Consider the following 21327-nt stretch of genomic DNA (forward strand, 5'->3'; position numbering starts at 1 on the left):
CTCTAATGCCGACCGGATATTTCAGCCTCATTTTACACGCTCATCTGCCGTTCGTGCGGCATCCGGAATATCCTGAGTTCCTCGAGGAAGACTGGCTGTACGAAGCGATCACCGAGGTTTACTTACCGTTAATTTTCATCTTTCAAACGCTCCACGAAGCCGGCGTCAAACCGCGTCTTGCGATGAACGTTTCGCCGCCTTTGTGCGAAATGCTCGCCGACGAGATGCTGCAAACGCGTTACACCGCACATCTCGAAAACCTGTTCGAACTCGCAAAAAAAGAGCTTGACCGCACCAAAACCGAGTCGCACGAATTTCAAGACGTTGCAAAGATGTACGTCGAAAACCTCTCGTCGTCGCTCGACCTGTGGAACAACCGTTACAACCGCAATCTCATCAACGCCTTCCGTGAACTGCAGGACGAGGGCGTCATCGAGATCATCACATGCTGTGCGACGCACGGCTTTATTCCGCTTATTTCGACCGTCGAATCAAGACGAGCGCAGGTGCAGATCGCGGTCGCAAATTACAAGAAACATTTCCATCGGCAGCCGCGGGGAATATGGCTCGCCGAGTGTGCCTACGAGCCTGGCGTCGAAGACCTGTTAAAAGACGCCGGCATCGAATATTTTATAAGCGACACGCACGCAATACTTTACGGCGATCCTCGGCCGCGATTTGGTGTTCATGCACCGGTAGTCACGCCGAATGGAACCGCCGTTTTCGCACGCGATGTCGAGACGAGCCAGCAGGTTTGGTCGGCTGAGATCGGCTATCCGGGCAACGACCTGTACCGCGAATTTTACCGCGACATCGGCTGGGACGCGCCGCTCGATTATCTCGCTCCGCATCTGCACGCCGATGGAAGCCGCCGCCATCTCGGCCTGAAATATCACCGCATCACCGGCCGCGATGTGCCGCAGAATCTCAAACAGCCGTACATTCCTTCGCTGGCTCGCGAGAAGGCTGCGGAGAACGCATCGCACTTCATCAGCGAACGTATCAAGCAGGCACACATGCTCAGAGGAACATTCGAAGGCCATCCGCCGCTCGTCGTATCTCCGTATGACGCAGAGCTTTACGGCCACTGGTGGTTCGAGGGGCCGCAGTTCATCGACTTCTTTTTCAAAAAGATCCACTTCGATCAAAACGATATCCAGTGCATCACGCCCGGCGATTTTCTCGACTCCGGCCTTCCGATCCAGGTCCAACGGCCCACCGCCTCGAGCTGGGGCGAGGCTGGCTATTACAAGGTCTGGATCAACGAAGGCAACTCGTGGATGTACCCGTTCCAACACGACGCGGAACGAAAAATGACCGAACTCGCGAATAAGTTCAAAAGCTCCCCTCCTTACGAAGGAGGGGTGGCAGCCGCTTCGGCTGACGGGGTGGTTCTCTTTGCCTCGCGGATCCTCAACCAACTCGCCCGCGAACTCCTCCTCGCCCAATCCTCTGACTGGGCGTTCCAGATCTATCAGGGGACGACGGTCGAATACTCATCCCGTAGATTCCAGTCGCACATACAACGTTTCCACATGCTCGCCGAGATGCTTGAATCAGGTGAGGTCGATCACGAGCTTCTCGCTGAGATCGAGAATCGCGACAACATCTTCGCAGAGATCGATTTTCGAAGTTATATTTCCAGCCCGAAAGACTAAGGCACGAACGAATTAGGTATCGGCAGATCGCCTGTGACACCGAACTGCCGGATCAGCGTTCCAGCGGTCGATCGCTGGACGAACCAATTCGAAGTCGACGGACGGAACACGCCCGGATCTGATTTTCCATCGCCGTCAAAATCGCCGATCAACGGCAGGTCGCCGGAAGTTCCGAATGGGAATGAATAGAACGAGAGGTCTTCGCTCCGCAAGATGAACCAACTGCCGTTCGAGGGCCGCCAGAAAGCTATGTCCGTCTTGCCGTCGCCGGTATAGTCACCCTGGACCGGTTTATCTACAGAGGCACCGAATACAAGTGCGAAGACCGAACCATTCGAGCTGCGCCGGACCCACCATTCCGCTCCTGAGGCGCCCTTTGGCCTAAAGACCGCAATATCCGCTCTTCCATCTCCGTCGTAGTCTGCCGGAACGGGTTTGTCACCGACGGAGCCAAATCCAATAATATCGGTGCCTCCGGATGAACGTTGGATATACCAGGTATTCGTCGACGGCCGGAACACAGCAGCGTCCGCTTTGCCGTCGCCGTCATAATCTGCCGGAATCGTGACATCCGAGCCCAGACCAAACGGAAACGCGTAGAACGAAAGGTCTTCGGAGCGCAGCACGAACCAGTTTCCGTTCGAAGGCCGCCAAAATGCGATGTCCGTTTTTCCGTCGCCCGTGTAGTCGGCTGGGACCGGTTTATCAGACGCGTTACCAAATTGAGCCGCGAAATTGGTGCCGTTTGACGAACGCTCGTACCACCATTCACCTGCCGCCGGGCGATAGATCGAAATTTCGGTCTTGCCGTCGCCGTCGAAATCGAACGGCGCACGACCGCCGCCGTTTCCAAATATTGTGAATGTGATCAGCCGGGAAACCGAAAAGCCATTCGCTGCACCTGCGTCGGTCACGTACCAGCGGCCATAGAACGAACGGCCGACGATCGATGGGTCGTTCGGGATCGACAGCACCGCCGAGCCATAGCCGTTCTCTCCCCCCGAGCCCGAAAGAGTTGTCTCGACGCGGGCAAACGAGCCCGAAGCGGGTATGGAGGTTCCAACACCTGGATCAGCGGCATCGATCACGAGAACCGCGGAGGAGCCTCCGACGGTTTGTGAAACGGAAACGGTAAAACGCGGATTCCCGAGTACCGGCGGCTCAAGAGCGATAGCATTTGGAGTTATTCCGGCCGCTCCGATGCGGCCGTTTCCACTGATCGTCGGAACGTAAGTAGATTCGGTATACAGCTTCGGCCGATCAAATGGCGGCAATTCCTGAGCGACCCTTTGATCGGTCAGCGGCCGCTTTAAAAATGAGACGAGAGCGGCACGCTGGGCGATGGTAAGGTTGAGCGGCTGGATCCGCGGATCGACATTGGGGGCATCAAAATCACCTCCGCGATTGTAAAACTCGACAACGTCCTCAACTGTTGCGAAACGCCCGTTGTGGAAATAGTTTCCCTTTAATTCGAGGTTGCGAAGCGGCGGTGTTTTGAATCGGCCAAAATCAGCGGTAACTCCCGTGACGGCACCTCGGCCCGGATCTTCATTTATCGGCCTGACCCCTACATTCTGATATGACGCATTACTTAGAAGAGCTCCGCCGTGGCAAAACGTACATTGTTGAGCGATGAATATTGTTCGGCCCTGTTCTTCTTGGGTTGTTAACGGTTCGAGTTGTGCGGACCATCGGTCTAGAGGCGTCTGGTCAGAGAAAAGCATTCGTTCATGGGTCGCTATTGCCATTGCAATGCGGGCCGGTGTGATCTCAGGCGTTCCAAAAGCTTCCTCAAAAAGCTGCGGATATGTTCGGCCCGATAACCAATTGGCTAAACCCGATGGGATATCGTGAGCGAGAGCCAAAGGCCTTGAGTCATTTAGTCGAGTAACAATTGCTGGCCAATCACGGCCAACATGTCCCATTTCGGCGGTTGATAAGGGCGGAAACACGGACTGACTTTCGAGGCCTCCAAAACTCGCCAGCAATATCGAATTCGTGATCGGATCGCGAAACTGATCGCGTGCACGTCCATCCCAAAAGATACCGTCTGTGGTGTATCCGGCGTTGAGATACGATGGCGAGCGCCGATTTGTTACTTGTAGGCCAACCCCAAAATGTTGGATTGACGAATATTCGCCGGTCGCTAGGCTGTTAGGAACGCCCGGTGAACCAAATACGTCATCGTCGGTATTAAATGCACCATCGAAGCCGGGATGTCTCGTCAAAGAGTTGGTTCGCGGATCTGATCCGCCCGCGGCAGGCCGATGACAGGTACCGCACGAGACAGTTTTTGTTGAAGAAAGCTGCTCGTCCCAGAAAAGTGTTTTGCCGAGATATGCCTTCGCCGCGGTAAGCGGGTTTCCGCCCGGAACGATAGGAGGCTCAAGAGGCGGAAATGGTGCTCCTGGAGAGTTGTTGCCTACGGCCCTCATCCCTGCATCGGAAGAACCAAGCGGACTGACCGATTCACTATTTTCAGCTCGTACCCAATAGAAATATTGCTGCCCAGCGATCGCGGTCGCGTCGAAAAAGAAATTCGCAGAGGTCGATCCGACCGAAATTGCAGACTGCGAATCATTGGTCGCTGATCTAAAGACCCGATAAACAATAGCGTAAGGTACAGGTTCCCAATGTAATCCAACCTTTGTCGCATAAACCGAATCAGTCGCTTTCAAGGCGGTTGGGGCATTCAGGCCGACGCCGGCGTTCTGACCGCTCACCGGCTTAATTGTGGGCGCCACAAAGGCCGTGACGGCAAAGAGCAGAATTATGAAAATCACTACACCAAGTTTAAGCCGATTCAAATCTCTGATCTCCCGACAAAATGCCCATCATCCTGCATCCATTCAAACTCAAGTTCAAACTCCAAGTTTATCACTGAATCTTACAAGCCATCAATTGAAACTGACCGCGTATTTGCCTATCCAACTGTGTGCCGTTATGCTTCTCTTTTGATTCTCGCGGAGGAACTTTAGATGGGAAATCGAACAGACATCGTCCCGGCGAACGGCAAACTTGGCGTATTGTTGGTCGGACTTGGGGCCGTTAGTACCACGTTGGTGGCAGGAGTCGAGGCGATAAAACGCGGCATTTCGGAGCCGGTCGGATCTTTGACACAGCTTGGCACGATCCGTCTCGGAAAGCGTACCGACATTCGTAGCCCAAAGATCAACGAATTTGTGCCGCTGGCCAAGCTCGACGACATTGTTTTTGGGGCTTGGGATATCTTTCATGACAACGCGTTCGAAGCCGCGATGAATGCGGGCGTCCTAGACAAAGATCTGCTCAATCAAGTTTCAGAGCCGCTCGCTTCCCTAAAACCGATGCCCGCTGTTTTCGAACAGAATTACGTAAAGCGGCTACATGGTGAGAACGTCAAGACCGGCAAGAATAAGATGGACCTTGCCGAGCAACTAATTGCTGACATCGCACAGTTTAAGGCCGACAATGGCTGCGACCGCCTGGTCATGGTCTGGGCCGCTTCGACCGAGATATACATCGAAGAATCCGAGGTCCACGCTTCGCTCGCGGCTTTCGAAAAAGCAATGTACGACGACGACGGCCGCATCGCTCCGTCGATGATCTACGCTTATGCAGCGTTAAAATCAAACGTACCCTTTGCTAACGGCGCACCGAACCTGACAGTCGATATTCCTGCAATGACGGAACTCGCAGATCAGACGCGCACGCCGATCTGCGGCAAAGATTTCAAGACCGGACAAACGCTGATGAAGACGATCCTCGCTCCGGGCCTGAAATCCAGAATGCTCGGCCTCGACGGCTGGTATTCGACCAATATCCTCGGAAACCGCGACGGCGAGGTTCTCGACGATCCCGAAAATTTCAAATCTAAGGAAGTTTCGAAACTCTCGGTCCTCGAACACATCTTCCAGCCCGAGGTCTATCCCGGCCTCTACGGCGATTTTTCGCACGTCGTCAAGATCAACTATTATCCTCCTCGCGGCGATAATAAAGAAGGCTGGGACAACATCGATATCTTCGGATGGCTTGGTTACAAAATGCAAATCAAGGTCAATTTCCTCTGCCGCGACTCGATCCTCGCGGCCCCGCTGGCACTCGACCTCGCACTGTTCATGGACCTCGCGAGCCGTGCCGGTATGAAGGGAATCCAAGAATGGCTTTCGTTCTATTTCAAGGCCCCGCAGACCGCGCCCGGGCTCTATCCGGAGCATGATATTTTCATTCAGCTAATGAAGTTGAAAAATACTCTTCGCCATATGATGGGCGAAGAGCTGATCACGCACCTCGGCCTCGAATATTACGATTAGGGGTACTATTCCGGAAAAACTTTTCGCGGCCATCGTTTTCTGGTTGCGCGCTTTATGTTTTCTGTGTTAAATCTTAAATTGGAGCGGGCTTTCATACCTGCGACCTTTCTTTTCTGGGTATGCCCTTCCAGATTCCATAACCCAGCCAACGAAAAAAGTTTTGACATCATCACTATAGACGACATATTTGCCGTCAGATATTCGGCAAATATCGCGAACGGAAACGTTCATTAGATAGCGGAAGATTCAAGCTTCCGCTAGGAGTTAAGAAGATGAAACAGGAATCGGCAAAACGAAAAGACAGCGGCGAACAAGGCATACTGCTCGACCCCGAACGGAAAAGCCCGCGGGCAGCAGAATTTGAGGATAAATTGTCCGCGCAGATCGTCGGACAGGAGCGTGCGGTTCGCCGGATGAGCGGCCTGTTTCAAATATACTTGGCCGGAATGAACAATCCGTCCCGTCCGATCGGCACAATGCTATTCCTCGGGCCGACAGGTTCGGGTAAGACCCGCGTCGTCGAAGCCGCCTCCGAAGTTCTGTTCAACGAGCCGCACACGGTCGTCAAGATCGATTGTGCCGAGTTCCAACATTCACACGAGATCGCCAAACTGATCGGCTCGCCTCCGGGATACCTCGGTCATCGCGAAACCTCGCCGATGCTGACGCAGGAAAACCTCGATAAGGCCCATACAGAGGACACGAAACTGACGTTCGTACTGTTTGACGAGATCGAAAAGGCTTCGGATTCGCTATGGCAGTTGCTGCTTGGTATTTTGGACAAAGCGACCCTGACACTCGGCGACAACCGCCGTGTTGATTTTTCGCGGACCGTCGTCATCATGACCTCCAATCTCGGGGCACGCGAAATGTCCGAGATGATCTCGGGCGGAATCGGGTTCGCACCGACCAAGACCGATCAGGTCAAGGCCGACAACGAGATCGACACCAAGATCTACCGCACCGCACTCGAGGCCGCGAAACGTAAATTCTCACCGGAGTTTATGAACCGCATCGACAAGGTCGTCGTGTTCCGCAGCCTCAAGGAACATCACCTGCGGCAGATCCTCGACATCGAACTGCGTGCTGTTCAGGATCGCATAACGGAATCGGCCGGGACGAAATTCGCGTTCGAATGTACCGGCGAAGCTAAGGAATATTTGCTCAGCGAAGGAATCGATCTCAAATACGGTGCCCGCCACCTCAAGCGTTCGATCGAGCGTTTTCTCGTCTATCCGCTGTCAAATCTCGTCGCGACCCAACAGGTCGAGACGGGCGATTTTGTGATGGTCGATTTTAACGAAGAAACAAAGATGCTGACTTTTACGAAACAGTCAGGAAAGATGATCATTGCTGATCCAAAGGATTCTTCCTCGGATGATGAGTTGCTCATTAGCGCAGATGGTGTCGGAATGCCGCTGCCGCAGGCTGAGGCAGCGGTCGGTTTGAGCAAATCTAAGGGTGAGAATAACGACGTTTAATTTACGATCATTTCGTTCCGCACCTTGAAAGCCGCCTGCCATCAAAGGCGGCTTTCTATTGATGTCGATCCCAGGCAAGTGACCGTTGGACGGCTTCGTGCCAACGTTCAGTGATCGACATCGCGGCCGAACGATCCATTCGGGGCTCGAATCTGCCGTCAGATCGCCAATGTTCAGCAAGTTCATCTGTCGAGGCCCAAAACCGTACTGCAAGTCCAGCAAGATAAGCTGCTCCAAGTGCGGTCGTTTCACTCGTTGCAGAACGGACGACAGGTATTTGTAAGATGTCCGCCTGAAACTGAAGGAGACCTTTGTTTCGGGTGGCACCGCCATCGACGCGAAGTTCAGTGAGATCCACTCCCGAATCAGAATTCATGGCGGCGAGAAGATCGGCCGTCTGGAAAGCGATCGATTCGACTGCCGCTCGGGCTATGTGAGCTTTTCCGGTTCCGCGTGTGAGGCCGATGATCAGTCCGCGGGCTTCCTGATCCCAATGCGGCGTACCTAGGCCGGAAAACGCCGGAACGAAATAGACTCCGCCGTTATCGGCGACCGAGCCGGCAAGTGCCTCGACCTCCGAAGAATCAGCTATCACGCCGAGTGAATCCCGCAGCCATTGGATAACGGCACCGCCGATAAAGACACTGCCCTCGAGCGCATACTCAGTTCGTCTCTCGATCTGCCAAGCAACGGTGGAAAGCAATCGATGCTCGGATGCGACCGGCGAGATCCCGACGTTCTGCAGCATAAAACAGCCTGTGCCATATGTGTTCTTTGTAGTACCCGCATCAAAACAAGCCTGCCCAAACAACGCCGCCTGCTGATCGCCTACAATACTTGCGATCTTTATCCCGTCGAGTTGGCCCGGCGACTTCACTTCGCAAAATACTTCAGAAGAAGCACGAACATCCGGAAGTAACACATACGGAATGTTGAATATGTCCAACAACTCAACATCCCATTCAAGCCGATTGATGTTGTAAAGCATTGTCCGCGAGGCATTAGACGGATCAGTTATGTGCGAACGGCCGTTTGTCAGCCTCCAAACAAGCCATGTGTCGATCGTGCCGAAAGCAAGCTCACCGCTCTCGGCCTTCTCCCTTGCACCGTCAACATTGTCAAGCAACCATGAGATCTTGCTTGCCGAGAAATAGGCATCGCATTCAAGCCCTGTCTTCTGCTTGATCAACTCACCGTGAGATTCACGAAATCGCGAACACCAATCAGACGTTCGCCGATCCTGCCAGACGATGGCGTTATAGATCGGCACACTGGTCTTGCGATCCCATATAACCGTGGTTTCACGTTGATTAGTGATGCCTAGGGCAACTATATCGGCTGCGGTTATATCTGCCCGCTGCAGGGCTTCGAAAGCTGTTTCCACTTGCGACCGCCATATCTCCTCGGGATCGTGTTCGACCCACCCGGAACGCGGGAATATCTGCGCGAATTCCCTTTGACCAACGGCGACTGTATTGCCATCATGGTCGAAGATAATGCTGCGGCTGCTGGTGGTGCCCTGATCTAAGGCGAGAATGTAACTCATATACACTAAAACGGATATGTAGTCAGTCTACATCTTATCAAGAGCCTGCTCGATGTCTGCAATGAGATCGTTGACGTCCTCAACGCCGACCGACATTCGGATCAGGCCGTCGGTGATCCCGGCAGCGATGCGTTCTTCGCGTGGAATCGTCGAATGGGTCATCGACGCCGAATGCTGAACGATCGATTCGACCCCGCCGAGCGATGTCGCGAGTGTAAACAACGCACAATTATTGACAAAGGCTTTGCCGGCCTCAATGCTGCCGACATCAAGACCAATCATTCCGCCAAATCCACCGGTCATTTGAGCCAGAGCGATCTCGTAATTCTTATGCGACGGCAATCCGGGATAATGAATAGCAGCGATCTTCTCATGGCCAAAAAACATATCGGCGATGGCGAATGCGTTCTCATTGTGCCGTTCCATTCTTAATGCCAGTGTTTTGATGCCGCGCACAACAAGCCACGCCACCTGCGGTGCGATGTTTCCACCGTAATATTTATTCGCACCCTGTCTCGCTGCCTCAACGATCTGTCGGCTCCCCACGATGACACCGGCGGTCAGGTCGCTGTGCCCGCCAAGGTATTTGGTCGCACTATGAATGACAGCATCGACACCGAGATCTAGCGGCAGTTGATTGAACGGCGTCGCGAAGGTATTGTCGGCAATCGTCTCAAGGTCATGCGCCTTAGCTATCGCGACTACCGCAGCGATGTCGGTGATCTGAACGATCGGATTTGACGGAGTTTCGATCCAGAGCAGTTTAGTATTTTGCTTGATAGCAGCTCGATAATTGTCCGCATCTCCGGCGTCAACAAACGTGGTTTCGACACCGAACCTCTCACCGATATTACGAAGGAAGTTCGAAGTGGTGGAATACCCGGAAATTGGAGCAATGATATGGTCGCCGGTTCTGACAAGCGTAAAGACTGCAGCCGACACGGCTGCCATGCCGGAGGCCAGAGCTAGTGCGGATTCCCCGTGCTCGAGTTCCGCAACAGCGTTTTCCAAAGCCGTCTGAGTAGGATTTCCCAAACGCCCGTAATAATATCCGTCCTTAATCTCATTGTGGATGTCCGCACCTTCATCTGCGTCAGGCAGAGCATAAACCGAGGCCGGATAGATCGGAACCGACAGGGCTCCATGATGCTGCGAGTGATCATCACCGGCATGTACCGCTGATGTGTATATAGAATGTTGAGCTTTCACCAAATTATCCTAAAACTATTAGGTGAAAATCGCAATTAAGATCGAAGTCAACCTGATATTTGCTATATATATATGGACAAGGTAATATGTAAGTTGACCACCCAGAACGACAATGAACGAATCAACTCTTGCTGACCTCGGAACACTCTTTTTAGCCCTTTCGGATACCACTCGACTTAAGCTGATCAGTCTAATGGCCGACGGGGAGGTATCAGTCGGCTATCTTGCGGAGTCGATCGACGAGAGCCAACCCAAGGTCTCGCGTCATTTGGCGTACCTGCGAACCGCAGGATTGGTTGTGACTCGGCGGGACGGTAAGCACATATTTTACGGTATCGAATGGCCGACAGACGAAATTGCGGCGAACATTTTGACGGCTGTGCTTGGAACCCGATCGAGAAAGCAGATCGGCGGGCAGTATAATGTGAGCAATGGCAGCCTGGCACTCGAGCGAACAGATCAGCACATATCGGGCGAAACATATGTAAACGACTACGTGCCCCAAGAGATAGAGATATATCTATTGTGATGCTGCTTGCCGGTGCTCCTCATAAGGGCAGTGTCGGCAGTCACCGCCGCAGCAATATCCTCGTCTGGACAAATATCGGCGTGTTAGTACCATAAGACCGTCCTCAAAATCGAAATCGAGCCCTTCAACAGACGTTTCGTTTCCTTCTTCGGCAAATGATTCGTCGTTATCGTGCATAAAGTGCGAGAAACTCCTTATTCCCTTCGGCACCTAAGATCGGTGAATCGATGATACCTTTCACAGTGAGGCCGATAGACTCGGCGAATGAATTTACTTCGGCGACGACGCGTTCGTGTTTATCGCTTTCACGGACAATCCCGCCCTTTCCAACTTCGCCGCGGCCTACTTCAAACTGCGGTTTGATGAGCACGATCATTCGGCCGTTGTCAGTGAGCAACGGCACGATCGACGCGAAGATCTTTGTGACCGAGATAAATGAAACATCCATCACGGCAAGGTCGAATGCGGTATCAAAGTCGTCGGGCTGCAGCGAACGTGCATTTACATTCTCTCTCGCATCGACTCGGGGATCGGTGCGGAGCGACCATACGAGCTGGTTAGTGCCGACATCGATCGTTGTTACGCGGCCGGCCCCATGCTGAAGCAAACAGTCAGTAAATCCGCCGGTTGATGCCCCTATATCGACACAGTTGAAACCAGTCGGATCGACCTCGAATGCAGTCAAGGCCGCTTCCAGCTTGAGGCCGCCGCGGCCAACGTACTTCGATTCAGCAGATTCTCCTTTTATCCGGATGACTTCACCGATTGCAAATGACTCGGATGATTTTTCCACACGACGGTCATTAACAAGCACAATGCCTGCCATCACTAGAGCCTGAGCTTTGGTGCGCGAATCGGCAAGGCCGCGTTCGACCAGAAGTTTATCAATGCGTTCCTTTTTGCTCAAAGATCCAACCTCAGGCCGCGGACGGCGACACGAAAACCCTTTCGCCTCACTTCACGGTTTTGCCGTTTATTACCTTGTACCAGCGGGTTGCTGTGATTGAAGTGAATGAAGTATACCTTTGAACGCTCTTTTCGCGGCATCGTCCGGAGCATGTCCATTGTTTCGGAGACGAAGGGATGAGGCACCTCGCTCATAGGCCGGTTGATCTCGCCGTCTGCATAAAATGTGCCGTCGAGCAGTAAATAGTTTGCAGATCTAACGAGATCTTCGAGCGGCGTCGACCACTTTTGCCACTTATCTATGTCAGGAATGTAGACGATCGCTTTCGTGTCCGAATCAATTAGATAACCAACGGTCTCAGAGAACTCGTCACGGTGCGGAACGGTAAATGGCGTCACTGACAGGCGATCGTTCAGTCTAACTTTGACACCGTCGGCGAGCGAACTAACTGCGATATTCTTTAGTCTCACAAGCTGCGACCAAGGAGCGTTTTGCTCGAGCATCTGCTTCATACGCGGCATTGCGTAAACTGGTATGAGGTCGGAATTCATCGATTCGCGACCGAGAAACATCAGTCCGGTGTAATGGCCAATGTGTGCATGGGTCAGGAAAATACCTGTGATGTTGTTAGAACGGTCGGCGGTCGCTTCTTTAAGAATTTCAAACTGTTCCGGCAGGTCCGGTGTCGCGTCAAAGATCCATCGCTGCTTTGTATCTGGATCGACAAGTGCGAGCGATGCCACAGTTTGCCGCAGTTTTGGGTCTGCCCATGCAGAACGGCAGAACGGTGAAGCACATCCTATTTGGGGCACGCCTGCATCCTGGCCTACACCGAGCACAACAATATAAGGCTTTCCGGCAAACATATTTGCAGCGAAAGCCAAGATCGACACAATAACCGCTAAACGGAGCATCATTTTTTTGGACGAGCGAAAATGCTATTCTAAGCAAAATGGGAACGGAAACAAAGCTGAGTAAATTTGCTAAGTATGCGTGGTTCGCACTTGGGTACAACGTCCTCGTGATACTATGGGGTGTTTTTCTTCGTGCTTCAAAATCGGGCGATGGCTGCGGGCAGCATTGGCTGACTTGTCACGGCGAGGTTCTGCCGAGTGCGCCGGAACTGAAAACCGTGATCGAGTTTTCACATAGAATCACGAGTTTTCTTGCATTTGTGGTGGTTCTGGCGTTGCTCATCTGGGCGTTCAAGAAATTTGAAAAGGGAAGCTCCGTTCGAAAGGCAGCAGTCGGATCGTTCATATTTGTCGTAACCGAGGCCCTCGTAGGGGCCGGGCTCGTGTTGACGGGCAACACCGCTGATACGCTTTCGGCGGCTCGGCCGTTTTGGATGGCAGGGCATCTGGTCAATACCTTCATTTTACTGGCATTTCTTACTATGACGGCTTGGTACGCCAGCGTAGGCAAGCGGTTCACATTTAAGGTCGAAGGCAAATACCGAGCGATCCTGGCCGTATGTATTGCGGCGATCTTTTATGTCGGAACTACCGGCTCGATCGCCGCCCTCGCGAGTATGCTGTTTCCGGCTGAAACGCTCTCGGCGGGTGTCCAGCAAGATTTTTCTCCGACGTCGAATATGCTTCTGCGGCTTAGGGTGCTGCATCCGATCTCGTCGATCCTGACAGCCGTTCTCCTGATATTTGCTGCGGGTTGGCTGCGGCGTGAATCGGGCGATGACAAAAGCGTCACACGTTGGTCAAATGTGCTTTCGATACTTGTCATATGTCAGATAGCATTCGGTGGAGCGACATTGCTGATGCTAGCCCCGATCGTAATGCAGATCGGCCATCTTTTGTTGGCAGACGCCATCTGGGTCAGTTTCGTGCTTATCGCGGCAAATTTTCTTGCGTCAAAAACAGCCGTATCTGAGTAGCAGAGAGCGGCTCACGTTCGAAATAATGCGAGCTTTGATGTAAAATCTGCAACATCGGTAAATCACAGTTCGTAATGTAGATCGGCCTCTCCTGCTCACTTATGCAGCGACGAATTCTCATCATCGACGACCATGACGACCTCGCCACGTCGCTGGAAGAGGTGTTTTCGCATATCGGGCACGAGGTTGCTATCGTTGAAGATCGATCAGCCGCCATCCGGTTGCCGGACGTTGAATCGTATGACATGGTGATCACGGATCTCGATGTCGAAAGCACGGATCCGGTGGCACAGCTCAATGGCGACGAGCCGACATGTTTTCCGAAGGTTGCCGCTGCAAATCCGTACGAACGTATCAAGGCGTTCAAACTATGTGCAGCGAATTTTCGTCGCGATGATTTTGATGAGGACGAGTTAAAAAATATGGTCGCCACCGTTCTCGATTACAAGATCAGATATGTCGACACTGCCGAAACCGTCCAGGACTTACACGAAAACATCGAATTCGAACTGCCGAGTGCGATCTCGCTGATGCACATTGTGCTCGAGTATCTGATGAAACGCGTCGAAAAGCTCGGAGTGGTCAAACCGGAGCAATCAAACTTGTTCGTCGCTCTTGACGAAGCATTTGTCAACGCCGTAAAACACGGCAACAAATTTGATGCTAAAAAGCTCGTACGGATCACTGCCGAAGTATCGAAACAGGAAGCTAAATTTACGATCGAAGATGAAGGAGAGGGATTTGACGTCAATAACATTCCTGACCCGCTCGACCCGACAAATCTATTCAAGACCTCCGGCCGCGGGGTGCTCTTTATCTACAACATTATGGACGAGGTCAAATACAACGACCGCGGAAATCGCCTGACGATGATCAAACGATCTGAGCAATCTACGGCAACTTAGTTCGGCATCTTGGTATTGCTGGTCAAGCGTCTATAATTGAGCCATGCGAGTTACAATTGCTCAAATTAACACCACCAACGGTGACCTTTCCGGTAACACAACAAAGATCAACGCTGCTATCGAGAAAGCCAGGTCGGACGGTTCCGACCTGGTTGTTTTTCCGGAAGTAGTGATACACGGTTACACCTCACAAGATTGGTTCCAAGATAGCGACATTATCGAACATGCCATCGATCCACTCCGTGACATTATCCCGCTAACTCAAGGCATAACAGCAGTTGTAGGCACAATACGTCCAAATGACGAAGTGAACGGGCGTCGGCTGTATAATTCAGCTGCTGTCATACACGATTGTAAGTTGATCGGATTTGCGGATAAAACATTGCTTCCTGAGTACGATGTTTTTGACGATCCTCGCTATTTCGAGCCAAGCGTTGAGAGGAGACTTTTTGAAATAAATGGAGTCAAGATCGGCGTGGTCGTTTGCGAAGACTTTTGGAACGATAAAACATTTTGGGACGAACGGTTATACGACAGCGATCCGACTGACGAGGTCGTCGCGATGGGAGCCGACATGATCGTCTCGATAAACGCTTCACCATTCAACAAAGGAAAGATCAAGCTCCGGTGTGATATGGTCGCGCATCGTGCCAAATTGCAGAAAAAGCCGATCGTCTTTGTAAATCTTGTTGGCGGCAACGACGGTATTATATTTGACGGAGCGAGTTTGATCGCCGATGAGGAAGGCGACGTGATATTGCAGGCACCGGCGTTCGAAGAGTTTGTCGAAACGGTCGAACTCGACGTACGAAAGCCCGATGCCCGCGGCATCACGGGCGATGAGACCGAAACGATCCGAAAAGCGTTGGTCTTAGGAATCCGCGATTATGCTCAGAAGAATGGATTCAAACAGGCCGTACTTGGGCTTTCTGGCGGCGTCGACTCGGCACTTGTCGCTGCGCTTGCGGCCGAGGCTATCGGTCCGGAAAATCTGCTGTGTGTGATGATGCCGTCGCCCTATTCTTCGCGGGGTAGCATCGATGACTCGGAAGAGTTGATCCGCAATCTGGGCTGCATGGGCCGCATCGAACCGATCTCATCGACATTCGAAGTGCTGCTTCAGCAAATGGGTCTGCACAAACCGACGAAGGGTGGCGAAAGCCTGGCGGCTGAGAATATGCAGTCGCGCATTCGCGGTGTCATCTTGATGGCGATATCTAATTCCGAGGGCCGATTGTTGTTATCAACCGGGAACAAAAGCGAATTAGCGGTCGGTTACTGTACGCTTTACGGTGACACAAACGGCGGGCTTGCCGTGCTTGGCGATCTGCTGAAGACCGAAGTTTGGAAAGTTTCTCGGCACGTCAATGACTCGGCCGGCCGAGAGATAATCCCGACCAGGATAATCGAAAAACTGCCTTCGGCCGAACTCGCACCGAATCAATTCGATCAGGACAGTCTGCCGCCGTATGAACTGATGGATCCGATCCTTCGGCTCTATTTCGAACAAAAACAGTCGCCTGCCGAGATAATCGCGGCCGGCCACGACGCCGAACGCGTCTATTGGATCCTCAACAAAGTCGAACATCCGGCTAACGAGTTTAAACGCCAGCAACTGCCGCCGACACTTATAATCTCCAAAAACGCCATTGGCGTCGGGCGACGAAGGCCGATCACACATAAATACAGACGAAAAATGTAAAAAATTCCGCAAGACGATCTAGAAACTCCGTTCAATACTCAACAGCAATTGCTGCATTTAAATTGAACGGAGTTTTTGTATGTCCACATTTGATAGTCCGCTTAACAACGTAAGAATCGCATCGCCATGCTCGGCAGATTGGGATGAGATGTATGGCGACAATCGCAAACGCTTTTGCGGTGACTGTAAGCTCAATGTTTACAATCTTTCGGGTATGACGAAAGAAGATGCGGAAGCTCTTGTCACCAATGCTGAAGGTAGGCTTTGTGTTCGGTATTTTCAGCGCTCGGATGGCACGGTTCTGACGGCCGATTGTCCTGTCGGTTGGGCGAAAATGAAGCAAAGGACCAAGGCCTATGCCACGGCTGTTGCCTCGTTGCTTATCGCTCTGTTCAGCGGAGTTCTGTTCGTGTCGTTGTTTTCAAAGGGAAGGCCGGCAATCGGCAAACTGCTGATACCATTTACAGAGCCCACACCGGATCGTCCAACGATGGGAGTTATGCGGCCGATGGCATCGCCATCGCCATCGCCGGCAACCAAAAAGAAAATGCCGAAAGTCGATCACGAAACGATGCAATTGATCGGCAAGACGAAGCCCAACGCCGGCTTTCGCGATTAGTTCTTAACGAAATAGCCCTGTCGGGCTCGAATGCGGAGGTCACTGCGGTTTGGGAGTTTTACGTCCAAATTGACGAATTTATTCACCGGAAAATCCGCGTCCGAATAATATTGAACCAGATATTGTGAGCGAAGCTCATTTGCTAGTTGCCGGAAAATACGGTCGAGAACATCGGCGTTTTTCCGGCCGTTTGATTGGTTCTGAAGTTCGTCCTTGGTATTCAATGGCTGGAATTTGGGCAGAAATGCGGTTCCGCCGGTGTCCTCGGCAAATTTATGCATATTCTCCTGTCCCGCCAAGCTCATTTTGTTCAGCTGAAGAGAACTACCTGCCGGATTGATCGAGTAGAACACGGTATCGACATCCTGCAGCAACTTTAAGATACGTCTTCGCTCCGCAACTCCGGCCTCGTTGCGATTTTTGATGGTTAGCTCATACAACGATTTATTGTCGATCTTATTGACATTGATCTTGCGGTAGCCGTCTTGGATCGCCTTGGAGATCCGGGCGCTGTTTGTATCTTCGCCGTCAGAAATGACAAGTATGACCTTACGCGAACCGTCAGGGGCATTTAACTTCAGGTAGTCTGCGGCTGCCGCGACTGTATCATAGAACGCGGTAAACTCTTTGGTTGGTGTGATATCCCGGATCGCAGTCGCGATACTCTCGGATGTATCACGCGGCCGGACGAGTATCGGTTTTGCCCCGATCGTAAAGACGGTTGCCCGATCCTCGGTCCGCATCACATCCTTAAGGAATTTTGCCGCGGTTTCGAGCTCGAATTGGAACATTTTGTCCGTACTTGCCGAGACATCGAATAGCAGAGCGATCTCGAGCGGCACTTTGTCAGCACTACTGACGTGGTCAATGGCCTGTAAACGGCTCTCTTCGGTCAGCCTGAAATGCTGTGCGGTCAGCCCGAATACCGGCTGCCCGTTCGTATCCGTCACCGAAACCGGCACAACGATCAGCCGCGAATCGACTTTGATGATCTCATCGTCTGTGACCTTCGGCGTCGGGGTCGCGGTTTGTGCAAATGCAACAAAGGCGGTCATTAGCACGATCGCGAGGCCGGTAACGAGGTTTTGTCGGCGGAAAGTTTTCATTGCAGATGGAAAACGAAGTCAAAAGGCACCGCGAACTCGCATTGAATAGATATGCCGTTCGCAGTGCCACTTGTGATCTCAACTACTTATCGTCTTGATCGTTATTCGACGATTTGACCTCGACATTCTGATTGATGCCGCGGCTGACAAGGAGTTTGATCTCAACTCGACGATTCTGCTCACGCCCTTCTTTGGTCGTGTTGTCGGCAACTGCCTGCAGTTCGCCAAAACCGTAAGACGGTGTGAAACGGCGGAGCGAGATGTTGTGCTGTTCGATCAAATATTCTCGAACGACCTTTTCACGCCTTTCGCTCAATGCCTTGTTGGCTTTTGCACTGCCTTCTGCAGAAGCGAATCCCGTTACCTCTATCATGTATCCCTTAAGGGCGGTCGCTGCGGTTGCGATCTGGTCGAGCTGTGCCTTTGCATCCGCCGAGAGGACCGCACTGTTGACCCTAAAGTTAACTGTCGCGGATGACTGAACGACAAAATCGTCAAGATCGGTAATGCGCTTGTTAGTTGCATTAACGCCTGCGACTGCGGCGTCTGCCGTGTCCTGAGCGGCCTTGGCACCGCCTTTAGCGGCGTTTGAGATCGCCATCAATTCGTCGATCTGGCCCGAGACACGCTGTGCGTTTTGTTCAGCCGCAGTCAAACGTTCCTCGGCCGGCGAAACGCGGGCGTCGATCGACTGAGCGGTCATCATATTGCTCTTATCAAATCGAACTTTGTTTACCGATACGCTTCCGCTGCTGTCGCCGACGCCTTCAACCTCGATATTCAGGCCCCGAACGATCGAAGTGACAGGATATTTATCTCCACCAAAAAGACTGTTGTTTTTGATGCTTGCATTCGATGCGATCACGATCTTGGTGTCGATACCGACCGTGTCTCGAACTATGAAAGTTCCCTGGTCGTCCTTCGATACGACAACGCCCTTGATCTTGTATTTTTGTCCCGCGACTGCTGAACGGATCTGTGTACCCTGTGCAAGGACACCAGTCGCTCCGAATACGAGCGACAAAGCTAAAATTGAAATTTTCTTAAACATAAGTTCCTCCTGAGGATAAAAGTGCGTTGCGTAAAGTGGCCAATTGTATTGACGCCAAATAACGGCGGTGGGTTGTCGGTGAAATAGATCGGCGATCTACTCGCGGTCTGCTCAATGTTTGATCTCGATTCAAAAAGTTCGTCGTACCGAAAAACGAGATTGTTGCCCGAAAGTGTCGAATATAACTAATTACCGACCATTATACCGCAAGAGCGGCACAGTGCCAACAACTTTTAACGAATCGAAACAACGATATTTATCACACGCTATTAGATCTCAAAAGTTGCATTTTGCAGATAATCCTTCAAATATGCGAGAAATCGTTCAGCATCAGCACCGTCAACTACGCGGTGATCGTATGTCAGAGCGAAGTAAGCCATCTGTCTGATCGCGATGTAATCGTCGCCTTCAGGTGAGGTCAAAACCTTCGCACGCTTCTCGATCGTTCCGACACAAAGAATTGCGACCTGCGGTTGATTGATGATCGGCGTTCCGTATAAACCGCCAAATACGCCCGGGTTGGTGATTGTAAATGTTCCGCCTTGCACCTCGGCAGGATTGAGCGTGTTGGTCCGGGCACGATCGGCGAGGGCATTTGCACTGACGGCGAGTTGTGCCAGCGTTTGGGTGTCAGCATTTCGAAGGACCGGAACGATCAAGCCCCAATCGAGTGCGACGGCCATACCAAGATTGATATCGCCTTTGTAAATGATCTGGTCGCCATCGACTTGAGAGTTAACGATACGAAATTCGCGTATCGCCGCGGCAACCGCCTGGAAAATAAACGGCATGAATGTCAATTTTGTGCCGTATTTCACCTGGAAGGCATCCTGATTCGCCTTTCGGAATTTGGCGACATTCGTCATGTCGATCTCATAAACGCTCGTGACATGTGCCGAGGTCTGTTTTGAGAAGGTCATATGTTCGGCGATCTTTTTGCGCATCACCGACATTTTTTCAATCCGATCCTCGGTCGTCACCACGGACTGCGGAGGTGTGAACTGCACCTGCGGCTTGGGACGTGAAACAGGAAGTGCCGCCGCCCCTTTGACAAGCAGATCTTGCGGTCGAAGAGCTGCACCAGTTTCGATGAACGAGAGAATATCGCTCTTCGTAACGCGTCCACTAATACCTGAGCCGGGAATCCGAGTGATGTCGACACCGTGTTCCTTGGCAATATTTCGGACCAGCGGACTCGATTTAATTCGGCGGAGTTCGTCGAGGGTGGAGCTGCCGTTCGAACCTCCGTTCGTTGTCGTCGCGGCGGCCGCTATTTGGGCGACCGGCGTGGGTGTTGGCTCCGTTTTGGGAATCTCAATCGCCACCGCTGAACTACCGACCGCTGACTGCTGACCGCGAACAGAGCCTGCCGCTCCGACCAGTGCAAGGACCGAGCCAACCTCGACCGTTTCTCCTTCCTGCACATTGATCGCCAGTAGCGTTCCGGCGGTCGGCGAAGGAACCTCGGCATCTACCTTGTCGGTAGAGATCTCCAGCAGAGGTTCGTCTTTGTCGATCGTATCGCCCACTGACTTCAGCCATTTTGAAACCGTGCCTTCGGTTATCGATTCGCCCATTTGGGGCATCACGACCTCGGCGGCACCCGCGGTCGAAGCGGCTTCCGGGGCCGCGGCAGGTATCGCCTCGATTATCGCAGGAACATCCGGAGCTTCTTCGACCATTGCTTCGGGTCCCCCTGACTCGATAATTGTCGGAGCTTCTCCAACCGGAGGCAGATCGGATGCCACGGATTCGCTTTCTTCACCAACGACCGCAACGACGGTTCCGACCTCGACGGTCTCGCCTTCTTGTGTACGGATCTCGAGCAGAATTCCGGCTCCCGGGCTCGGGACCTCGGCGTCGACCTTGTCGGTTGAGATCTCGAGTACCGGTTCGTCCTTTTCAACTCGTTCGCCTACAGCTTTCAGCCATTTTGAGACCGTTCCTTCAGTAATCGATTCGCCCATCTGCGGCATAACCACTTCCATGCTCATAAAAACTCCGTGCGGCAATTAGATATCAATTAGATAGAATACAAGAAAATCGGAGGTTAAGAAAACCAGCGCATGTGCGGTTTACGGGGCGGCAGTGTCAGATCTTATTTTTTATCGCTATTACGACCTTGTCGAGTCCCGCGATCGTGGCGGGTATCGCAAATCGGCCGGCAGCTTTTGTGCGAACCTCAACTGTGTTTTTTTCGCCGGCTCCGATCGATTCGATCTCACTCCAGAGGCAGGAATATTTACGATATTCAAGACCGTTTTCGTATATTTTGACGATATTTCGTCTTTGTACGACCCAGCTAAACATTGTCACAAGATAGATGATCAAAAATGCGGTCGAGAGGAAAAAGTAGACAAACCCCTGTCTTAAATAGAAGACGATCATTGTACCCATAAAAAACAGGAACGAGAGTATCACGACAAAAACC

18 protein-coding genes are annotated in these 21327 nt (G+C 52.2%); 8 read left to right on the forward strand and 10 right to left on the reverse strand.

Annotated elements, in window-relative coordinates; genetic code table 11:
• Window positions 1–5 precede the first annotated feature (5 nt).
• Window positions 6–1658 (forward strand): DUF1957 domain-containing protein, encoded by a 1653-nt coding sequence (locus tag IPK01_07430; GenBank protein MBK7933323.1) that lies wholly within the window; start codon window positions 6–8, stop codon window positions 1656–1658.
• On the opposite strand, the gene IPK01_07435 is transcribed toward IPK01_07430, so the two are convergent.
• Entirely contained in the window at window positions 1655–4381 is a 2727-nt protein-coding gene (locus IPK01_07435; GenBank protein ID MBK7933324.1) for a VCBS repeat-containing protein, read from the reverse strand. The two genes, IPK01_07430 and IPK01_07435, sit on opposite strands and share 4 nt — an antisense overlap.
• Before the next feature lie 255 nt (window positions 4382–4636).
• Between IPK01_07435 and IPK01_07440 the strand changes: the two genes are divergently transcribed.
• The gene (locus tag IPK01_07440) at window positions 4637–5950 is read left to right on the forward strand and encodes an inositol-3-phosphate synthase (GenBank protein MBK7933325.1); all 1314 of its coding nucleotides are present in this window, start codon (window positions 4637–4639) and stop codon (window positions 5948–5950) included.
• 272 nt (window positions 5951–6222) lie between these two features.
• The gene (locus IPK01_07445; GenBank protein ID MBK7933326.1) at window positions 6223–7431 is read left to right on the forward strand and encodes an ATP-dependent Clp protease ATP-binding subunit; all 1209 of its coding nucleotides are present in this window, start codon (window positions 6223–6225) and stop codon (window positions 7429–7431) included.
• A gap of 55 nt (window positions 7432–7486) precedes the next feature.
• Here the strand turns inward: IPK01_07445 and glpK are convergent, their stop codons facing one another.
• Both glpK and IPK01_07455 read right to left on the reverse strand, forming a co-directional pair.
• On the reverse strand, window positions 7487–8977 hold the full coding sequence (glpK, locus tag IPK01_07450; GenBank protein MBK7933327.1) for a glycerol kinase GlpK: 1491 nt from the start codon (window positions 8975–8977) through the stop codon (window positions 7487–7489).
• Window positions 8978–9004: 27 nt separating this feature from the next.
• The gene (locus IPK01_07455; protein MBK7933328.1) at window positions 9005–10186 is read right to left on the reverse strand and encodes a PLP-dependent transferase; all 1182 of its coding nucleotides are present in this window, start codon (window positions 10184–10186) and stop codon (window positions 9005–9007) included.
• 112 nt (window positions 10187–10298) lie between these two features.
• Between IPK01_07455 and IPK01_07460 the strand changes: the two genes are divergently transcribed.
• Window positions 10299–10715 (forward strand): winged helix-turn-helix transcriptional regulator, encoded by a 417-nt coding sequence (locus IPK01_07460; protein ID MBK7933329.1) that lies wholly within the window; start codon window positions 10299–10301, stop codon window positions 10713–10715.
• On the opposite strand, the gene IPK01_07465 is transcribed toward IPK01_07460, so the two are convergent.
• From IPK01_07465 to IPK01_07475, 3 genes are read right to left on the reverse strand one after another with little or no spacing between them, the layout of a single operon-like run.
• Window positions 10707–10892 (reverse strand): hypothetical protein, encoded by a 186-nt coding sequence (locus IPK01_07465; GenBank protein ID MBK7933330.1) that lies wholly within the window; start codon window positions 10890–10892, stop codon window positions 10707–10709. The two genes, IPK01_07460 and IPK01_07465, sit on opposite strands and share 9 nt — an antisense overlap.
• Window positions 10882–11622 carry a TlyA family RNA methyltransferase gene (locus IPK01_07470; GenBank protein MBK7933331.1) on the reverse strand — a complete coding sequence of 247 codons (741 nt, stop codon included), beginning with the start codon at window positions 11620–11622 and terminating at the stop codon, window positions 10882–10884. The genes IPK01_07465 and IPK01_07470 overlap by 11 nt, the downstream gene beginning before the upstream one ends.
• Window positions 11619–12539 carry a pyrroloquinoline quinone biosynthesis protein PqqB gene (locus IPK01_07475; GenBank protein MBK7933332.1) on the reverse strand — a complete coding sequence of 307 codons (921 nt, stop codon included), beginning with the start codon at window positions 12537–12539 and terminating at the stop codon, window positions 11619–11621. The genes IPK01_07470 and IPK01_07475 overlap by 4 nt, the downstream gene beginning before the upstream one ends.
• A 35-nt stretch (window positions 12540–12574) precedes the next feature.
• On the opposite strand from IPK01_07475, the gene IPK01_07480 reads away from it, so the two are divergent.
• The 4 genes from IPK01_07480 to IPK01_07495 all read left to right on the forward strand — a co-directional run bounded on the left by IPK01_07480 (window position 12575) and on the right by IPK01_07495 (window position 16739).
• On the forward strand, window positions 12575–13513 hold the full coding sequence (locus IPK01_07480; protein ID MBK7933333.1) for a COX15/CtaA family protein: 939 nt from the start codon (window positions 12575–12577) through the stop codon (window positions 13511–13513).
• 101 nt (window positions 13514–13614) lie between these two features.
• Window positions 13615–14418, forward strand: a complete 804-nt coding sequence (locus IPK01_07485; protein ID MBK7933334.1) for an ATP-binding protein — start codon at window positions 13615–13617, stop codon at window positions 14416–14418.
• A 43-nt stretch (window positions 14419–14461) separates the two neighbouring features.
• Entirely contained in the window at window positions 14462–16120 is a 1659-nt protein-coding gene (locus IPK01_07490; protein MBK7933335.1) for an NAD+ synthase, read from the forward strand.
• 79 nt (window positions 16121–16199) lie between these two features.
• Complete coding sequence (locus IPK01_07495; GenBank protein ID MBK7933336.1) at window positions 16200–16739, forward strand: hypothetical protein; 540 nt, start codon at window positions 16200–16202, stop codon at window positions 16737–16739.
• Here IPK01_07495 and IPK01_07500 read toward each other — a convergent pair.
• From IPK01_07500 to IPK01_07515, 4 genes are all read right to left on the reverse strand, one after another.
• Window positions 16736–17845 (reverse strand): VWA domain-containing protein, encoded by a 1110-nt coding sequence (locus IPK01_07500; GenBank protein MBK7933337.1) that lies wholly within the window; start codon window positions 17843–17845, stop codon window positions 16736–16738. The two genes, IPK01_07495 and IPK01_07500, sit on opposite strands and share 4 nt — an antisense overlap.
• An 82-nt stretch (window positions 17846–17927) precedes the next feature.
• Window positions 17928–18896, reverse strand: coding sequence for an OmpA family protein (locus tag IPK01_07505; GenBank protein MBK7933338.1), 969 nt, complete (start codon window positions 18894–18896; stop codon window positions 17928–17930).
• Window positions 18897–19165: 269 nt separating this feature from the next.
• Entirely contained in the window at window positions 19166–20890 is a 1725-nt protein-coding gene (gene sucB / locus IPK01_07510; GenBank protein MBK7933339.1) for a 2-oxoglutarate dehydrogenase, E2 component, dihydrolipoamide succinyltransferase, read from the reverse strand.
• A gap of 97 nt (window positions 20891–20987) precedes the next feature.
• A complete protein-coding gene (locus tag IPK01_07515) occupies window positions 20988–21293 on the reverse strand; it encodes a hypothetical protein (GenBank protein ID MBK7933340.1) in 306 nt (101 codons plus the stop codon).
• Between the last annotated feature and the right edge of the window lie 34 nt (window positions 21294–21327).

The organism is Acidobacteriota bacterium (assembly GCA_016713675.1).
Lineage (GTDB): Bacteria > Acidobacteriota > Blastocatellia > Pyrinomonadales > Pyrinomonadaceae > OLB17.